This is a genomic window from Streptococcus oriscaviae (assembly GCF_018137985.1).
In the GTDB taxonomy this organism is placed as follows: Bacteria; Bacillota; Bacilli; order Lactobacillales; family Streptococcaceae; genus Streptococcus; species Streptococcus oriscaviae.
This window is the reverse complement of the sequence record NZ_CP073084.1, coordinates 354,393-371,569: the sequence shown is the minus strand read 5'-3', so window position 1 is coordinate 371,569 and position 17,177 is coordinate 354,393. Positions and strand designations below refer to the sequence as shown.

Genomic DNA, 17,177 nt, shown 5'->3' with positions numbered 1-17,177 from the left:
GAGTCCGCGTCCTTGAGTGCATCGACCAGCGCAAGCACGTCAGCTTCTGAATCTGCATCCTTGAGCGCCTCAACTTCAGCGAGCACATCGGCCTCCGAGTCTGCGTCACTAAGTGCATCAACTAGCGCAAGCACGTCAGCTTCAGAATCCGCATCCCTGAGTGCATCGACCAGTGCAAGCACGTCGGCCTCCGAGTCCGCATCTCTAAGCGCATCAACCAGCGCAAGTACGTCAGCTTCTGAGTCAGCTTCAATGAGTGCTTCAATCAGCGCAAGTACGTCAGCCTCTGAGTCGGCATCCTTGAGCGCCTCAACCAGCGCAAGTACATCGGCTTCCGAGTCCGCATCCTTGAGTGCATCGACCAGTGCAAGTACGTCAGCCTCTGAGTCTGCGTCATTAAGTGCGTCAACTATGTGGAAACCAAGGTCAGCAAGCAAACTTGCAACAAGTTCAGAAAGATTGCCTAATACTGGTGAATCGAAATCACAAACAGGATTATTTGGCAGTCTTGGATTGCTAGCTGCGGCAGCACTAATTGCTCGTAGAAAGAGAAAGAATAATCAGTCAGAAGATTAATGTTTTAGATTAACCTTATCAACTGTTTCTTCTCTTTTGAGGGAGTCTATAGAACATGAAAAACAGAGAAGTTCAATTTGATTCTTCTCTGTTTTTTTGTATAAACCAAGAAGCTGTAAGCCTTTCCAAACCGAAAAGGGCAGTTTGATGATATAATGTTAGGGATAAGGAGGATGAAGATGGATATTGTGATTGTTGGTGCATCCTTTGCTGGTTTAACTGCCGCCATAGAATGTCGGGCGGCTTATCCAGAAGCAAGTATTCATTTGATAGATAGAGAAAAGGAAGTCGGCTATTTTCCCAATGCCTTGAATTGGAAGCTGAAGGGCAGTTTGACTTCTTGGGACCAAGCCCGAATTTCCTTGGTAAAAGATGCGGAGCAGGCTGATCTGGACTGGAAATTAGAGACCAGTCTGATTGGCTTGAATTGTGGTAGAAAAACAGTCCTCCTCGAAAAAGGAGAGACTGTCTTTGAGCTGGCTTATGATTACTTGATTCTTGCCATGGGAGCCAGCCAGATCTGGGAGCGCTCGACTGGGGAATTGGAGCCCCGCCTGCTTTCTTCAAAGACCATTGGGGCGGCCCAAGCCAGTCTGGAAAAGCTAAGGGATGCCCAGTCCATTGCCCTGATTGGCGGGGGCCAGATTGGTTTGGAAAGCTTGGAGGCCCTAAGCCAGCTCCCAGTAAGGCTCAGCTTGTTTGAAGCCCAGGATTCCCTTTTGGCCAAATATTTTGATAGGGAAATGACGGAGAAGCTCCGCTTGAAATTGGAAGAGGCTGGGCTAGACCTTCATCTTTCAGAAACGGTCAATGATATTAGCCTTTCTGGGTCAGCTGACAAGGTGAAACTGGAAAGCATCCATGGACAGTATGAGGCAGATTATCTTCTGATTGGGACCAACTTCAAGCCCAATAGTGCACTTTTTGAAGGTGCCCTTGAACTCAATTCTGATGGAACCATCTGGGTGGATGCGTTTTTGCAAACCAGCCAGGAAGCTGTATTTGCAGTTGGGGATCTGATTCAGCTTCCCTATGCCTTTTTGGGAAAAGCCTACCTGCCTATGATCAATCATGCAATTCTGACAGGCCGACTAGTAGCTCAAAATCTAGTCGATCGGAAGCGGCCACTCAAAGAGGTCAATCGTATAATTTCCAGTCACCTCTTTGGTTATTACCTGACTAGCGTCGGTTTGACTGAGGCGGAGGCTGAACTGAGGCAGGAAATCAGGACTATCCGTTTACAGCGTCCCTTTAGTGACTGGGATGAAAGGCTAGTTGACTTTAAGCTAGTCCTGACCAAGGAGAGTGGTCGGATTCTTGGGGGGCAGTTGGTTTCCAAGTCTCAGCATTTGGAGCAGATGGACAGTCTGGCTTTGGCCATTTCCCAAGGACTCTGTCTTCAGGATTTCCTAGAGCAGAGCTGGCTGTGGTTGCCGAGAAGCAGGCCTCTGGTGCCTATCTTGGTTGAGGCTGCCAATCTCTACCACCGTCTGCTTCGGGCTGAGGAATGAGAGGTGGAAGGATGCAGATGATTGATTTATTAGAAAAAAAGGAAAGGGCCATCTACCAACTCTACCTTCGTTTGCAGGATTCGGTTAGACCTTTGACCCTTAAGGAACTCAGTCAGGAACTGGACCTTTCACGTTCAACTCTGACCCGATATATCCAAGCTTTTTGTGAGCATGCAGAAGAAGAGCAGTTGGATCTTGCCTTTCGGATTGAAGGGGATTTCCTCCTCATGGAGCGGTCTTCCGTCTTGACGAAACAAGATATTCTTTCCTTTTTATGTAGAGAAAGTATCAAATATCAGATTTTGCTTTACTTGTTTGACAAGGAGGAGTTTTCCATTCAAGGCCTTTCCCAGACCTTGCTCATCAGTGAGGCTACTCTCAATAGGCAGCTTTCTTCCCTCAATAAGTCCTTGCAGGAAAATAAGATCAGCATTCGAAACGGCCGCATCAAGGGCAGTGAGCTGCAGATTCGCTATTTCTATTACCAACTTTTTTGGCAAACCATGACACAGGCACAAATGGAAAAGCGCTTGGCCTACCAAGAACAGCTTGGAAATTTGTCCATTTTTGAGCGCTTTTATGAGTCCAGTTTCAATCCCAGACAAGAACAGCAGTTGGCTCTGTGGTTGACCATCCAGCAGAAACGGATGCGCTTACGGCATCTTGATTTTAAGGATTTGGTCCAGCTCATGAAGCCCTATGAAGAGCATAAATTTTATAAACGGCTCCGTAAGTTCGCCCTCACCATCCACCAACAGTTTGCTTTCTCCTTTCATGAGGGGGAAATCATGTGCCTTTTTGCCTTTCTCTTTAGCCAGTTTCTCTTGAAACCGGAAAAACTGGAGCAGGTGTTAGGTTTTGGCGGGCCGATTATGCAGGCGACTTCATGGGCCTATCAAGCTATCCGCAGCTATTTTTCTTCCCAGCTTCCCATGGTCGAAGAAGGTTTGTATCATCTCAATCAGATTCTTAGTCAGTTCTACTTTTTCCAGTCTAGCATTCAGACAGGGATGGAGCGATGGGCGGTTGCGGAGGACCAGTTCAAAGAAGAAGCCTTAAGTCTTCTGACAGAGGTCCATCAGACCCTCTATGGCCGGAAATGGTCCCTGACTGCCTTGGAAAAGTCTGTCTTTGTGCCCAAAATTGTCAGTCTCTATGTTTACCTGAGTCAGGTCAAACCCATCCGACTGCGCATTGGTTTCGTTTCCAGCTACCATCAGGTTTTAGCCTATCCCTTGCTGCATCAGTTGCGGCAAAGTTTGGAGCGAAATCGCTTTGCCAGCATCGAAGAATATCAGGAGGGGATGACCTATGATTACATCATTTCAGATGGCTTTCCTTTGAAAAACAAGCAGGTGTATTATTTGCAGGGAGGCTTAGCTTATCAGGATTTACAGAGCCTAAAAGCCATTCTTGATGGACTCTATCAGGAGAAGGAGCTGGAGGCAGAAAAGATTTCTCAGCAGCCAGACTTTACCATTGAACGACGATAAGTGACCAAAATCTCAGTTTTTTCTGGGATTTTTTTGCTTGAAAAACCCTTTGCTGGCAAGTGATGAGAGAAATTTCTATCAGATTTTTTCAGCAGAATGAAAAAAATGATAGGAAAAAATATCCAGAATGGTTTACAATAAAATCAAGAAGAAGCGGAAGCGTTTTCAATATCAATTTTCAGGAGGACTCTTATGTCAACAGAAAAATTCATCATGGCCATCGACCAAGGAACCACTAGTTCGCGTGCCATCATTTTTAATAAAAAAGGTGAAAAAGTTGGTAGCTACCAAAAAGAATTCACCCAAATCTTTCCAAAACCAGGCTGGGTAGAACACAATGCCAACGAAATCTGGAACTCTGTCCAATCAGTCATCGCCGGCTCCTTTATCGAAAGTGGTGTCCGTCCTGATCAGATTGAAGGGATTGGCATTACCAACCAGCGGGAAACAACTGTCGTCTGGGATAAGGAAACCGGTCTTCCTATCTACAATGCCATCGTCTGGCAATCTCGCCAAACAGCCCATATCGCTGACCAGCTCAAGCAGGATGGCTACTCTGAACTCTTCCATCAAAAAACAGGTCTGGTCATCGATGCCTATTTCTCAGCGACTAAGGTGCGTTGGATTCTGGATCAGGTTCCGGGAGCTCAAGAGCGGGCTGAAAAGGGTGAAATCCTCTTTGGCACCATCGATACCTGGTTGGTTTGGAAATTGACCAACGGTGCTTGCCATGTGACCGATTATTCCAATGCGGCTCGAACCATGCTCTACAACATCAAGGAGCTCAAGTGGGATGAGGAGATTTTAGCCCTCCTCAATATTCCTAAAGCCATGTTGCCAGAGGTAAAATCAAACTCAGAAATCTACGGCACAACAGCCCCATTCCATTTCTATGGTGCAGAAGTTCCAATTTCAGGTATGGCAGGAGACCAGCAGGCGGCCCTCTTTGGTCAGCTAGCCTTTGAACCAGGTATGGTCAAGAACACCTACGGCACTGGTTCCTTCATCGTGATGAATACAGGTGAAGAGATGCAGCTTTCTGAAAACAGCCTCTTGACCACCATCGGCTATGGCATCAATGGCAAGGTCTATTATGCTCTGGAAGGCTCTATCTTTATCGCAGGTTCTGCTATCCAATGGCTGCGTGATGGCATGCGGATGATCAAGGAATCTCCAGAATCAGAAGAACTTGCCCGCAATTCGACCAGCAATGATGAAGTCTACGTCGTGCCAGCCTTTACAGGCCTCGGAGCCCCTTACTGGAACTCAGATGCCCGTGGTTCGGTCTTCGGTTTGACCCGTGGTACCAGCAAGGAAGATTTTGTGAAAGCAACTCTTCAATCCATTGCTTATCAGGTTCGGGATGTCATTGACACCATGCAGCTTGACTCAGGCATCGACATCTCTGTCCTCAAAGTTGATGGTGGGGCAGCAATGAACAGTCTGCTCATGCAATTCCAGGCTGATATTCTCGGTATCGAAATTGCCCGCGCCAAAAACTTGGAAACGACCGCTCTTGGAGCAGCCTTCTTGGCCGGTTTGGCAGTTGGCTTCTGGAAGGACTTGGATGAGTTGAAAGAATTGAATGCCGTTGGTCAATCCTTCCAACCAGCTATGAACGAAGCCCGCAAGGAACAACTTTACAAGGGTTGGAAACGAGCCGTTGCAGCGACCCAATTATTTGCTCAAGTGGATGACGAAGCCTAAGGCTAGAAAGAGAATAAGATGGAATTTTCAAAAGAAACTAGACGATTAGCCATTGAAAAAATGCAAGACCGCCAGTTGGATCTCTTGATTATAGGAGGAGGTATTACTGGGGCAGGCGTGGCCCTTCAAGCAGCAGCCAGCGGAATGGAAACGGGCTTGATTGAAATGCAGGACTTTGCAGAAGGTACTTCCAGCCGTTCCACCAAGCTGGTCCATGGCGGCCTGCGCTATCTCAAGCAATTTGATGTAGAGGTGGTTTCCGATACTGTTTCGGAACGGGCAGTTGTTCAGCAGATTGCTCCTCATATTCCAAAGCCAGACCCTATGTTATTGCCTGTCTATGATGAAGAAGGTTCAACCTTTAGCCTCTTCCGCCTTAAAGTAGCCATGGATCTCTATGACCTCCTGGCTGGTGTCAATAACACAGACTTGGCCAACAAGGTTTTAACCAAAGAAGAAGTCCTGGAAAGAGAACCTCATCTCAAACAAGAAGGCTTGCTCGGCGGCGGTGTCTATCTGGACTATCGCAATAACGATGCCCGTCTGGTCATCGAAAATATCAAGCGCGCAGCTAAAGACGGGGCCTTGATTGCCAGCCGAGTAAAGGCAGAATCCTTCATCAAGGATGAAGCTGGAAAGGTTGTCGGTATTGTCGCTCGTGACTTGCTGACAGACAGCACTTTCGAAATTCGTGCCCGCCTGGTCATCAATACAACAGGACCATGGAGCGATGAAGTCCGCAATCTTGGCGGAGAAGGTTCAGGTATCCTTCAAATGAGACCAACCAAGGGGGTTCACCTGGTGGTGGACAGTTCCCGCTTGTCTGTACCGCAGCCAACCTATTTCGATACAGGACAGGCTGATGGACGCATGGTCTTCGTCCTACCGCGGGAGAATAAGACCTACTTTGGAACAACCGATACGGACTATACCGGTGATTTGGCCAATCCAATGGTCACCCAAGAAGATGTTGATTACCTCTTGGCCATTGTCAACAACCGCTTCCCTGAAGCACATCTTACTCTTGATGACATCGAAAGTGGCTGGGCTGGCCTTCGTCCTCTCCTTTCAGGAAACGGAGCTTCAGACTACAATGGTGGGAATAACGGCAAAATCAGCGATGAAAGTTTCAACAGCCTAATTGAAACCGTCAAAGCCTACCTGAACCAGGAAAAGAGCCGCGATGATGTCGAGCATGATTTGACCCATTTGGAAGGTAGCGTATCTGAGAAAACGCTGGATCCTTCGGCGGTATCCCGTGGTTCGTCCCTTGACCGAGATGACAACGGCTTGCTCACCCTGGCTGGTGGTAAGATTACAGATTTTCGTAAGATGGCCGAAGGGGCCATGGACAAGGTAGCAGCTATCTTGAAAGAGGAACATGGCCGCAGCTTCAAGCTTATCAATTCGAAAACCTACCCAGTTTCAGGTGGTGAACTCAACCCTGCCAATGTTGCAGAAGAAATCGAGCACCTGGCTCAGCTGGGAGTGAAAAAAGGTCTTGCCTACGAAGATGCCCTCTATCTGGCCAATCTTTATGGCTCAAACGCACCAAAAGTCTATGCCCTCAACCATAAAATTGAAGCGGTATCTGACTTGAACCAGCGTGACCTCCTGTCGCTTCACTATGCCATGAAAGAAGAGATGACCTTGACACCAGTTGATTACCTGCTCCGCCGGACCAACTACATGCTCTTTATGCGGGAACAGGTGGATACCGTCCTACCAGATATTTTGCTGGAAATGGCGGCCTACTACCAATGGACAGATGAAGAAGTAGCAAATCATAAAGATTTACTAATAGAAGCGTTAACTAAGAATGATTTGACCTATCTGAAAGATAGATAATATAATACAAGTAGGGAAATGCCAGCAGGTCTGGCCTTCCCTCATGATAAGGAAAGAAGTCCTCTTTCCCTTGACAATATTGGAGGTTTTATGAAATTTTTACGTTCAACCGTAGGATATATGATTGCAGGCATGATTGTGATGAGTGTCTGGGGAGCTTTTGCCAACACTTATGGCATAGCAGGTGGTTATTTTGCGGCCTTTATCATCATCGGCCCAATGTGGTACATGAATCATTATCACGGACTAATCAAGCAGGATGCAGATGCAGCTTTTGTTGACATGGGATTAGCCATCGCCATTTGCGGCGTCTTTAGGGATGCCTTCTTATACGGTTTTCATACCGTTGTTGATTCCCTTCCAACCATTCTACTGGTCATTGTCGGAGCGACTCTTGGAGGGCTCTTTGCGGCCAAAGTAGAAGTGGATATGGAAAAGGATTAAGGAGGTAGAAAGATGACAATTCAACAAGCCATTGCAACAGTAGTAGGAGCTTTTATCTTTCCATTTGTTATCCGCATGATTTGGGGAAAAATGGTTGATAACTGGGGTCCCATCGGTGGTTGGGTAGCAGCTGCTATGATTGTAGGAACCATCTGGACACTCAACCACGGTGTCGGTCTCATGACCCAAACAGGCGACGCTTGGGTAGATATGGGATTGGCAGCAGGAGTCGGTGTCTTCGTTGCCTCAGTAGCCCGTGGCGGCAAGATTGGTAAAGCCAAACTCAACTTACTGGCAGCCCTTGTTGGCGGTATTTTAGGTGGGCTAATCCTCTCATTTATTCTATAAAACAAGCAAAGACCCTGTGGGAAATCCACAAGGCCTTTCTTTTTATGTCTAAACCAATTCCTCCAGTTTATCCACCAAGGAACCTACATAGGCGATGGTTTCTTTAAGTGGTTGGTCTGTTGAAACATCCACACCGGCATACTTAGCAAGGTCCTGTGCAGACATGCTAGCTCCGAGTGAAAGAGTTTCAAGCCATCTTTCAACCACAGCTTCAGGATTTTCTTCTAGTTGTTTGGCCATGGCAGTACCGATGGTCAAACCAGCTGAGTAGGTATATGGGTACAAGCCTAGATAATAGTGTGGTTGACGCATCCAGATGAGACCAGCATCTTCACCGATTTCAAAGTCCTCACCCCAGAATTCCTTGATGACATCCAGCTTAATCTGGCAAAGAATATCACCATTGAGGTATTCATCCTTGTCCAAACGAGTGTAGACTTCACGTTGGAAAGCTGCTTCCAAGAGGTGGGTCACCATGTTGTGGAAGTAGGTACGGCTGATTAACTCACTAATAAGATAGGCTTGGAAACCGGGATCCTGATTTTGTTTGAGCAAGGTATTGCAGGTCAAGACTTCATTGGCCGTAGATGGCGCTTCGATGAAGTAGAGAGATGGCTCGTAGTTGAGAATGCTTTGCTTTTTCGCTAGCTGGAAGTGTCCTGCGTGTCCTAGCTCATGGGCCAAGACCAAGACTTCATTCATTAGACCAGTCCAAGAAAGCAGGATATAGGATGGGCCATCATAGAGAGTAGCACAGAAACCACCCGTTGCCTTGCCTTCATTTTGGGCGAAGTCGGTCCACCGCTCATCAAAAGAGCGCTCAATCATCTTAACGTAGTCTTCTCCAAGAACTCCTAAACAGTCAATTAGAAATTGTTTGGAATCCTCAGGAGTAATCCGCTGATTATAATCAGAAGGAAGGCTGATTTTTAGGTCAGCGTGTGTAATAGTTTCCAGATTATGAGCTTTTGCGACCAATTTAACATAGCGACGCATATGCGGTGCCAATTCTTTCATGATCACATCAATTTGACGGTTGAAGAGATCGCGAGATACATTCTGTTGGAAGAGCAAGTAGTCAATGGTTGATTGGAATCCGCGCAACTTTGCTTCAATTTGCTCATTCTTGATATGTGAAAGATAGGTTGCAGCAGTAGTATTCTTATATTTCTTGAGGGTAGAGTAGAAACTAGCAGCAGACTTGCGACGAAGTTCAGTATCATGGCTGATTTCATAATCATTCTCAAAAAGCACATAGCTGTTACCGTAGGTCTGACCATTGGCTTCAAAGTTTTCAAAGGTCATGTCTTCAAACTTAGTAGTACCGTAGTTCAGGTAAGGTTGGTCAAAAGTAGGAGCAAAGCTTGCCAGCAACTCCTCTTGGAGTGGGTGCAACTGATGCGGCTTGAAGCGAATGATTTCTTGAATGTAGGAAGTCCACTGTGGCTGATCAGCAATCACCGCTTCCAGGAGTGCTTGATCCAAAAGAGCAAGTTCTGTTTCAAGGAAGGATAGAAGTGGCGCCACAATAGCAGCTACCAATTGGAACTCATTTGCCAAGCTAGCTAATTCCGTATTAAACTTATCCACTTCAAGTGGCAAAAAGGCATAGTTGAAGAGTTTCCCTCTTAAAATAGCCAGAGTTTCATAATGTTTTAGGGCTGCCACGATGGTTTCAAGGTCGGTGAGCTGCCCCTTATAGGTCTTCTCAAACGTTTCTACTGAAGATTTGTAATCTGCAAGAGCAAGCTTGAAATCTTCTTGTGTTGGAAAAATCAGATCAGTGTTCCAAGTTAGCTGAACATCAATATCTTGACGTTTTGGCATCGCATTTGTCATATAGTTCTCCTTTTCAGTTAACACATCTTTAGATGCTTTTCTTCATACTGAAAATATTATACCATATTCATGAAAAAAATCTTGACAAATTTACATAATACTTGGATAATAGAAGTAGAATGAAAGGGTTTTTATAAACCAGAAAGGAGCTTTTATGCAAGTCATTAAACGTAGTGGAGAAGTTGTTGACTTTGATCCAGATAAGATTTATCAGGCCATCATTAAAGCTGCTCAGACTGTCTATGTGATTGATGATACCTGGCGCAAGAACTTGGCTCAAGTAACCAAGAAAGTTGTCCTAGACTTGGAAGAAGCTCACACAGAGCGTCCAACCATTAGTATGGTCCAATCACAAGTTGAGCATCGCCTTCTTGACGCAGGCTATATTACGATTGCTGAACATTACATTTCCTACCGTCTGCAACGCGATTTGGAGCGCAATGGTTATGGCGATCGTATCAATGTTCACCTTCGTTTTGAACAAGTTCGTTAAACCGTCTGTCAGACGGTTTTTTGCTTGTTTTAAAAGGAATAAAAGTTCGTTCAAAAGACTAGATTTTCATGTTTAAAAATATTATTATATGAATAGAAGAAAAGAAAGGAGGGCTCGAAGCAATCGCTTCGCTCAAAGGTTAGGAAGAGCGTCGTCATTTGCTAGGTATAGATTTTTTATGGAGGTTTACATGCAAGAAATCACACAATTTACAGCTATGGTTGTTGAATCGGTAGAAGATCAGATTGTTTTTGGACCCAAACAAATTAGTTTGGACGATCTAGACAAGGGAGATGTTCTGATTAAGGTGGTATACAGTTCTGTCAATTACAAAGATATGCTGGCAGTCCAGAAAAATGCTGGTGTTATCCGAAACTACCCGATGATACCAGGTATTGATTTGGCAGGAATTGTTGTTTCATCTGAAGCAGAAGAGTTTTCAGTAGGTCAAGAAGTCATAGTGACCGGTTACGAGATGGGAATGTCTCATACTGGTGGCTTTGCAGAGTACGCCCGCCTTCCGCACGACTGGGTGGTTCCACTTCCAGAAGGCCTATCTATGAAAGAAGCCATGATGCTGGGTACGGCTGGTTTGACAGCAGGCTTATCTGTATTGGCTTTGGAAGAAGCAGGAATGGCTGTTCAGAATGCACCTCGTATCTTGGTAACTGGGGCAAGCGGGGGTGTCGGCAGCGTTGCCTTAGCAATACTAAAGGCGGCCGGTTATCCAAACATTACAGCTCTTACTCGCAAGGATAACCAAGATCCTTTGGTGACTAGACTAGGAGCTAGTCATATTATCAAGCCTGAACAGGTCTTCCTGAAAGAAAATCCCCTTCTTTTGAAAGGTGTCTATGATTATGTGTTGGATACAGTTGGAGGCGATGTCGCAGCCCATCTCATCCCACAGATTGACTACGATGGAGCCATCTCGCTCTGCGGAAATGCAGCGGGCATAAAGTTGACCACCAATGTACTCCCCTTCATCCTACGCGGTGTGAAAGCACTGGGAATTGATTCTGTTCAAATCAGTCACGATAAGCGCTGTCGTGTATGGGAAAAATTTGCTACTGACTGGAAGATTACCGACCAGCTAGAAGTCAATGAAATCAGTCTGCAGGAATTACCAGATACCATTTTAGCACTCAAAGAAGGCCGTCACCTCGGACGGACAATTGTTGCTATTTCTTAAAATTACCAGAGGAGCTTCCTGATAGAGCTCCTCTTTTTTCAGGAGGAGTTATAGTTTTTGGCTATACCTTTTTGCTAAAAATAAGTATTGGTCAAGCCATCAAAAATCCTGTAAAATGGATTTATTACGATTTGAGGAGTTAACTTATGACCAGAGAATTTCATTTCGAGACCTTACAGCTTCATGCAGGACAGGAAGTCGATTCTGCTTCAAAATCACGTGCTGTCCCTATTTATCAAACAACCTCGTATGTCTTTGATGATGCTCAGGAGGCAGAAGATCTATTTGCCCTTCGTAAGTTAGGTAATATCTATACCCGCATCAACAACCCAACCGTTGCGACTTTCGAGAATCGTATAGCAGCCCTAGAAGGTGGCATCGGTGCTCTTGCGACTGCATCAGGTATGGCAGCCATCACTTACACCATTTTAGCGCTTGCTCATGCTGGTGACCATATTGTCGCTGCAACAACCCTCTACGGCGGAACCTTCAATCTTTTCAAAGAAACCCTTCCCCGCTATGGCATCACCACAAGTTTTGTGGATATTGATGACTTTGAGGCCGTTGAAGCAGCTATTCAGGACAATACCAAGTTGGTCTTTATTGAAACTCTGGGAAATCCTGTGATTAACATCCCAGATCTTGAGCGTCTGGCAGAGATTGCCCATCGCAATGCTATCCCATTGGTAGCCGACAATACCTTTGCGACACCTTACTTAATCAATGTTTTCTCACACGGTGTTGACATTGCTGTGCATTCAGCTACCAAATTTATTGGCGGTCATGGAACAACGATTGGCGGTGTCATTGTAGACAGCGGAAAATTTGACTGGGCAGCGTCTGGTAAATTTCCTCAGTTTGTTAAAGAAGACCCAAGCTATCACAATATCAGTTATACTCGTGACCTTGGAGCGGCAGCCTTTATCGTTGCTGTTCGTGTCCAACTCTTACGAGATACTGGTGCGGCTCTTTCTCCCTTCAATGCCTTCTTGCTTTTACAAGGGCTTGAAACCCTTTCTTTACGAGTGGAGCGCCATGTGGAAAATACCAAGAAGGTGGTTGATTTTCTATTGAACCACCCTCAAGTTGAACAGGTAAACTACCCTGCTTTGGCTAACAGTCCTTATAAGGCTTTAGCAGATAAGTATTTGCCAAAAGGGGTAGGCTCTATCTTTAGTTTCCACGTGAAGGGCGGGGCAAAAGAAGCCTGCCAAGTGATTGATAGGCTTGAGATTTTCTCTAACCTTGCCAATGTTGCTGATGCCAAATCCCTTGTCATCCATCCGGCAACAACAACTCATTCTCAGTTGGCAGAAGCAGACCAACTGGCAGCCGGTGTCGGGCCAAACCAAATCCGCCTCTCTATCGGCCTTGAAAATGCGGATGATTTGATTGAGGATCTTCGGATTGCTCTTGATAGTCTAACTTCGTAATGTCTGCCAGTACTACTAGTCAAAATCCCTTAGAACGTGCACTAAGGGATTTTTTGTATGTTGTTCAGTATTCACTTTTTGAATACTGGTATGTAAAATCACTATTTTACAGAAGGCATTTCCGGCAGTATACTATTCTAAAGAAGGGATAAAGGAGGTAGTTTATGGTTCACATTGTAGAAAACCTATCTGAGAAGATTTGGCAGGCCAAGCTAGCAAATGCATTAGAACCTGTGAAGGAGCTGATTGCAGATAAGGCCCACTTTGTTCACATGGGGATTACCCTGGATAAGGAGGGAGAGTTGGAGGCATTTCATAGCCGAAAATTCATCTACCAGGATGTCCAAGTTTTGGATGAAGTTTTGGAGGGTTTTGGGCAGACAGCCGTGCTCTACAAGAAATTGGTCTTAAGGGCAGTGGTCAAGGGTACTCCAGTTGAGAACCCCTTTGTTGTCACAGAAATTTTTTCAAATACAGAGCAAGGTTGGCAGCTGGTTACAGAATGCTACACACGAATCGCTACTGAGCTGGTAGATTATCGCTTTTTATAGGAGGATACAAGATGGAATATACAAAATTAGGTCAAACTGGGTTGGAAGTATCCAAATTATGCCTGGGCTGCATGAGTTTTTCAGACCCCAATCGGGGCTTTCATGCTGGATGGGTATTGGATGAAGAGGCAAGCAGAAAGATTATTAAAAAGGCACTGGACGCGGGCATCAACTTCTTTGACACAGCCAACATCTATGGCTATGGTTCAAGTGAGGAAATTTTGGGCCAGGCCCTAAAGGATTTTACCAATCGGGAAGAAGTGGTGATTGCGACCAAGCTCTTCTTTGGTGATGGTTCTGGGTCAGGCCGTAATACGACCAAGTTGTCTCGTAAGGCTATTTTTGCCCAAGTGGAGGCTAGCCTCAAACGCTTGCAGACGGATTATATCGATATTCTTTACATCCATCGTTGGGATTATGATACCCCGATTGAAGAAACCATGGCGGCGCTCAATGATCTGGTTCGTGCAGGAAAGGTGCTCTATCTGGGTGCATCTGCCATGTATACTTGGCAGTTCCAAAAGGCCCAATACATTGCTGAAAAGAAGGGCTGGACCAAGTTCTCTGTCATGCAAAATCATTATAATCTTCTGTACCGTGAAGACGAAAGGGAGATGATACCTTTCTGTAAGGATTCTGGAGTTGGTTTGGCACCGTACAGCCCACTGGCAGCAGGTCGGGTGGTTCGGGACTGGTCAGCAGAGACTGCCCGTAGCCAGACGGACGAAGTAGCCAAATCCAAGTACGATGCAACAGAAGCTGAGGATCGCTTGATTGTGGAGCGGGTCGCTCAGCTGGCGGAAAAACACGGCAAATCGCGTGCCCAGGTGGCCCTGGCCTGGTTGTGGCAAAAGGGCATTGATGCGCCTATTGTCGGTGTGACCAAGGAAAAATACCTGGATGACTTTGTTGGGGCCTTTGGCTTTGAATTGTCTGCTGAGGACGTGGCCTTCCTTGATGAATTGTACCGCCCTCATGCCATTGTTGGTGCCCTATAAAATAGAGAGAGAGAAGGTTATGCAAGAAATCACCTTAAATAACGGCGTTACCATCCCCATTTTAGGCTTCGGTGTCTTCCAAATCCCTGCTGCAGAAACCAAACAGGCTGTACTGGATGCCATTTCGGCGGGTTACCGCCATTTTGACACCGCTCAGGCCTATGCCAATGAAAGGGAGGTTGGTCAGGCCATCGCCGAATCTGGACTTCCACGGGAAGAATTTTTCATCACCAGCAAGGTTTGGCTGGATAATTATGGCTATGAGAAGGCTCGCCAGTCTGTCCTTGATTCATTGGAAAAAATGGGGCTGGACTACCTAGATCTGATGCTCTTGCACCAGCCATTCTCAGACTACTACGGGGCCTATCGGGCCTTGGAGGACCTGTATCGGGAGGGCAAACTTCGGGCTATCGGGGTCAGCAATTTCTATCCAGATCGTCTCAGTGATTTGGCTGCCTTTACTGAGATTACACCTCAGGTTAACCAGGTTGAAACCCATCCCTTTAACCAGCAAATCTTTGCTCAGGAAAACATGATAAAAAATAAGGTTCAGATTGAATCCTGGGCGACCTTTGCAGAAGGACGCAATGGCATTTTCACCAATCCAGTTCTGGAGGAAATCGGCCGTAAGTATGGAAAAAGTACAGCTCAGGTTATGGTTCGCTGGCAGGTTCAAAGAGGCATTGTCTGCCTGACCAAAACGGTCAAACCAGAACGGATGAGGGAAAATCTGGATGTCTTTGACTTTGAACTGTCAGATGAAGATATGAAGGCCATCGCTGGCCTCGACACCAAAACCAGCCTCTTCTTTAACCATCAGGATGCTTCGACCGTCGATCTCTTTGTCAACCTCATCCAGCAAAGACGGGGTAAATTATAAGAAAAAAGGAGAAACTATGCACTATACAAGATTAAACAATGGCGTTGAGATGCCTATGGTGGGCTTTGGAGTCTTTCAGATTCCCGACCAAGACCAATGTCAAAAAGTAGTAGAAGAAGCCCTGCGCATTGGCTATCGCCTGATTGATACAGCCCAGGTCTATGGAAACGAAGAAGCAGTTGGTCGAGCCGTGAAGGCTTCTGGCATTCCTCGTGAGGAATTGTTCATCACCACTAAACTCTGGATTTCAGATTATAGTTACGAGGGAGCCAAGGCCGCCTTTGCAGAATCCTTGAAAAAACTAGATATGGACTATGTGGACCTCTACCTCCTGCACCAGCCAGTTGGCGATGTCTTTGGCGCATGGCGGGCATTGGAGGAACTTTATCAAGAAGGAAAAATCCGTGCCATCGGTATTTCCAATTTCATGCCGGAACAGGTGGCCAATCTAGCCCTCTTTAACCAAGTCGTTCCAGCGGTCAATCAAGTGGAACTCCATGTCTTCCATCAAAAGGAAGACCAGCAAGCCTACCTCGCTTCCAAGGGTATCCAGCTGGAAAGCTGGGCAGGCTTGGCAGCAGGCCAATTCAATGTCTTCACCAATCCGATTTTGCTGGAGATTGCAGAGAAATACAATAAAAAGACCAGTCAGGTCATGTTACGTTGGCAGCTGCAACGAGGCATCGTTTCCCTGTCCAAATCAGCTACCCCATCACGGATTGCTGAGAATTTCGATATCTTTGATTTTGAATTGTCACCAGAAGATATGGCACAAATTGCCACGCTCAACTCCAACACCACCCTTTTTGATGACTACCATTCACCATCATCGGTTGAAACTCTGGCAGGATTTTTAGGAAAAAGCTTTTAATGAAAATAGCACTGGTAGCACCAGTGCTATTTTTTACTTGCAACCAAAGAGGGAGAGAAGCTGCCTGTTTTTTTCAAGGACGGAGAGATAGAAGCTTTTGGTGGCTTCTGGATCCCTGATGGGAATATGGACTCGGCCTTGACTATTTTCTGAGAGGTCTTGACTAATGTTGGTTGAAAAGCAGGGCAGGTTGGAGGCCTGAATCAGTTCTTCAAAGGTCTCCCAGTCCTTTTGAACGATAAATCTAGTCTGACTCAATGTCTCAACCAAGGACTGCCAGATGCCCAAGTCAGAGCGAATCAGCATGGTCAAATTAGCCAAGTCCTTCAATTCAATCTCGTCCTTAGCTGCAAGGGGGTGGCTGGGATGGATGGAGAGATAGAGCTGCTCTATAAAGAGGCCAGCTGTCACAATACCCTCTTCATCGATTGGATGATCTGTCACAACCAGATGAAATTCTCCCGTCAGCAACCCTTTTTTGAGAGCAGGATTTGCTAGCAGCTTGATTTGCAGCTAGTTTTTTTGGTCTCTTTCCATCAGACGATTTTTCAACTCCCACTCGGCAGCGGGGGCACAGATGCCAGCAAAAAGACTGATTTGGTGTTGGTAAAAATTCTGCACACCTTCCACAAATTCCTGACTTTTTGCAAGAAGGAGTTGGGCCTCTTGAACCGTATAGTGACCTGTTTCTGTCAGAACTAAGCGATTTCTTCTTCGTTCGAAGAGCTGAACCCCCAAATCTTCTTCCAGACTTTGCATATTCCGCGTCAGTGAGGGCTGCGACATCAGCAAGACCTGTGCAGCTTTTGAGAGGGTTCCTTCCTGAGCAACTGTCACAAGTTGCTCAAGGAGCTGGAGATTGATCATGGTAACTCCTTTCCATACCAAAGCAGACGTTTCTTTTACTGCCATTTTACTATTTTTTATAAAGTCTGTAAAACAAATCTTGGAACCTGAAGAGGAGATGTATCTAGCTAGCATAAATTTGAGTGA

17 protein-coding genes are annotated in these 17,177 nt (G+C 45.9%); 14 read left to right on the top strand and 3 right to left on the bottom strand.

Annotation, left to right across the window (positions count from 1 at the left end; all coding sequences use genetic code 11):
- Positions 1 to 252: 252 nt before the first annotated feature.
- The 7 genes from INT76_RS11220 to INT76_RS01820 all read left to right on the top strand — a co-directional run bounded on the left by INT76_RS11220 (position 253) and on the right by INT76_RS01820 (position 7,927).
- Entirely contained in the window at positions 253 to 576 is a 324-nt protein-coding gene (locus INT76_RS11220; RefSeq protein ID WP_428843985.1) for an LPXTG cell wall anchor domain-containing protein, read from the top strand.
- Between the two features lie 179 nt (positions 577 to 755).
- A complete protein-coding gene (locus tag INT76_RS01845) occupies positions 756 to 2,087 on the top strand; it encodes an NAD(P)/FAD-dependent oxidoreductase (RefSeq protein ID WP_212571557.1) in 1,332 nt (443 codons plus the stop codon).
- Between the two features lie 17 nt (positions 2,088 to 2,104).
- The gene (locus tag INT76_RS01840; protein ID WP_249116166.1) at positions 2,105 to 3,580 is read left to right on the top strand and encodes an AcpB/EbpR/MafR family transcriptional regulator; all 1,476 of its coding nucleotides are present in this window, start codon (positions 2,105 to 2,107) and stop codon (positions 3,578 to 3,580) included.
- A gap of 192 nt (positions 3,581 to 3,772) precedes the next feature.
- Positions 3,773 to 5,287: a glycerol kinase GlpK gene (gene glpK / locus INT76_RS01835; RefSeq protein ID WP_212571553.1), complete on the top strand. Its 1,515-nt coding sequence runs from the start codon at positions 3,773 to 3,775 to the stop codon at positions 5,285 to 5,287.
- An 18-nt stretch (positions 5,288 to 5,305) separates the two neighbouring features.
- A complete protein-coding gene (glpO, locus tag INT76_RS01830; RefSeq protein WP_212571551.1) occupies positions 5,306 to 7,135 on the top strand; it encodes a type 1 glycerol-3-phosphate oxidase in 1,830 nt (609 codons plus the stop codon).
- 90 nt (positions 7,136 to 7,225) lie between these two features.
- Positions 7,226 to 7,579, top strand: a complete 354-nt coding sequence (locus INT76_RS01825; RefSeq protein ID WP_212571550.1) for a Lin0368 family putative glycerol transporter subunit — start codon at positions 7,226 to 7,228, stop codon at positions 7,577 to 7,579.
- Positions 7,580 to 7,591: 12 nt separating this feature from the next.
- Positions 7,592 to 7,927 (top strand): Lin0368 family putative glycerol transporter subunit, encoded by a 336-nt coding sequence (locus INT76_RS01820; RefSeq protein WP_212571548.1) that lies wholly within the window; start codon positions 7,592 to 7,594, stop codon positions 7,925 to 7,927.
- A gap of 48 nt (positions 7,928 to 7,975) precedes the next feature.
- Here INT76_RS01820 and pepF read toward each other — a convergent pair whose 3' ends face one another.
- Entirely contained in the window at positions 7,976 to 9,766 is a 1,791-nt protein-coding gene (gene pepF / locus INT76_RS01815) for an oligoendopeptidase F (protein WP_212571546.1), read from the bottom strand.
- 154 nt (positions 9,767 to 9,920) lie between these two features.
- Here pepF and INT76_RS01810 point away from each other — a divergent pair, with 154 nt between their 5' ends.
- The 7 genes from INT76_RS01810 (at position 9,921) to INT76_RS01780 (ending at position 16,184) form a co-directional block, all read left to right on the top strand.
- The gene (locus INT76_RS01810) at positions 9,921 to 10,259 is read left to right on the top strand and encodes an ATP cone domain-containing protein (RefSeq protein WP_212571544.1); all 339 of its coding nucleotides are present in this window, start codon (positions 9,921 to 9,923) and stop codon (positions 10,257 to 10,259) included.
- A gap of 199 nt (positions 10,260 to 10,458) precedes the next feature.
- Positions 10,459 to 11,451, top strand: a complete 993-nt coding sequence (locus INT76_RS01805) for a YhdH/YhfP family quinone oxidoreductase (RefSeq protein WP_249116191.1) — start codon at positions 10,459 to 10,461, stop codon at positions 11,449 to 11,451.
- A gap of 146 nt (positions 11,452 to 11,597) precedes the next feature.
- The gene (locus tag INT76_RS01800; RefSeq protein WP_212571540.1) at positions 11,598 to 12,884 is read left to right on the top strand and encodes an O-acetylhomoserine aminocarboxypropyltransferase/cysteine synthase family protein; all 1,287 of its coding nucleotides are present in this window, start codon (positions 11,598 to 11,600) and stop codon (positions 12,882 to 12,884) included.
- Positions 12,885 to 13,048: 164 nt separating this feature from the next.
- Positions 13,049 to 13,435, top strand: coding sequence for a nuclear transport factor 2 family protein (locus tag INT76_RS01795; RefSeq protein WP_212571538.1), 387 nt, complete (start codon positions 13,049 to 13,051; stop codon positions 13,433 to 13,435).
- Positions 13,436 to 13,446: 11 nt separating this feature from the next.
- Positions 13,447 to 14,433, top strand: coding sequence for an aldo/keto reductase (locus INT76_RS01790; RefSeq protein WP_212571536.1), 987 nt, complete (start codon positions 13,447 to 13,449; stop codon positions 14,431 to 14,433).
- Between the two features lie 19 nt (positions 14,434 to 14,452).
- Positions 14,453 to 15,313: an aldo/keto reductase gene (locus INT76_RS01785; RefSeq protein WP_212571534.1), complete on the top strand. Its 861-nt coding sequence runs from the start codon at positions 14,453 to 14,455 to the stop codon at positions 15,311 to 15,313.
- Between the two features lie 16 nt (positions 15,314 to 15,329).
- The gene (locus INT76_RS01780) at positions 15,330 to 16,184 is read left to right on the top strand and encodes an aldo/keto reductase (protein ID WP_212571532.1); all 855 of its coding nucleotides are present in this window, start codon (positions 15,330 to 15,332) and stop codon (positions 16,182 to 16,184) included.
- 33 nt (positions 16,185 to 16,217) lie between these two features.
- On the opposite strand, the gene INT76_RS01775 is transcribed toward INT76_RS01780, so the two are convergent.
- Both INT76_RS01775 and INT76_RS01770 read right to left on the bottom strand, forming a co-directional pair.
- A complete protein-coding gene (locus INT76_RS01775) occupies positions 16,218 to 16,655 on the bottom strand; it encodes a LysR substrate-binding domain-containing protein (protein ID WP_249116165.1) in 438 nt (145 codons plus the stop codon).
- Positions 16,656 to 16,697: 42 nt separating this feature from the next.
- Positions 16,698 to 17,096: a LysR family transcriptional regulator gene (locus INT76_RS01770; protein WP_249116164.1), complete on the bottom strand. Its 399-nt coding sequence runs from the start codon at positions 17,094 to 17,096 to the stop codon at positions 16,698 to 16,700.
- Positions 17,097 to 17,177: the final 81 nt, after the last annotated feature.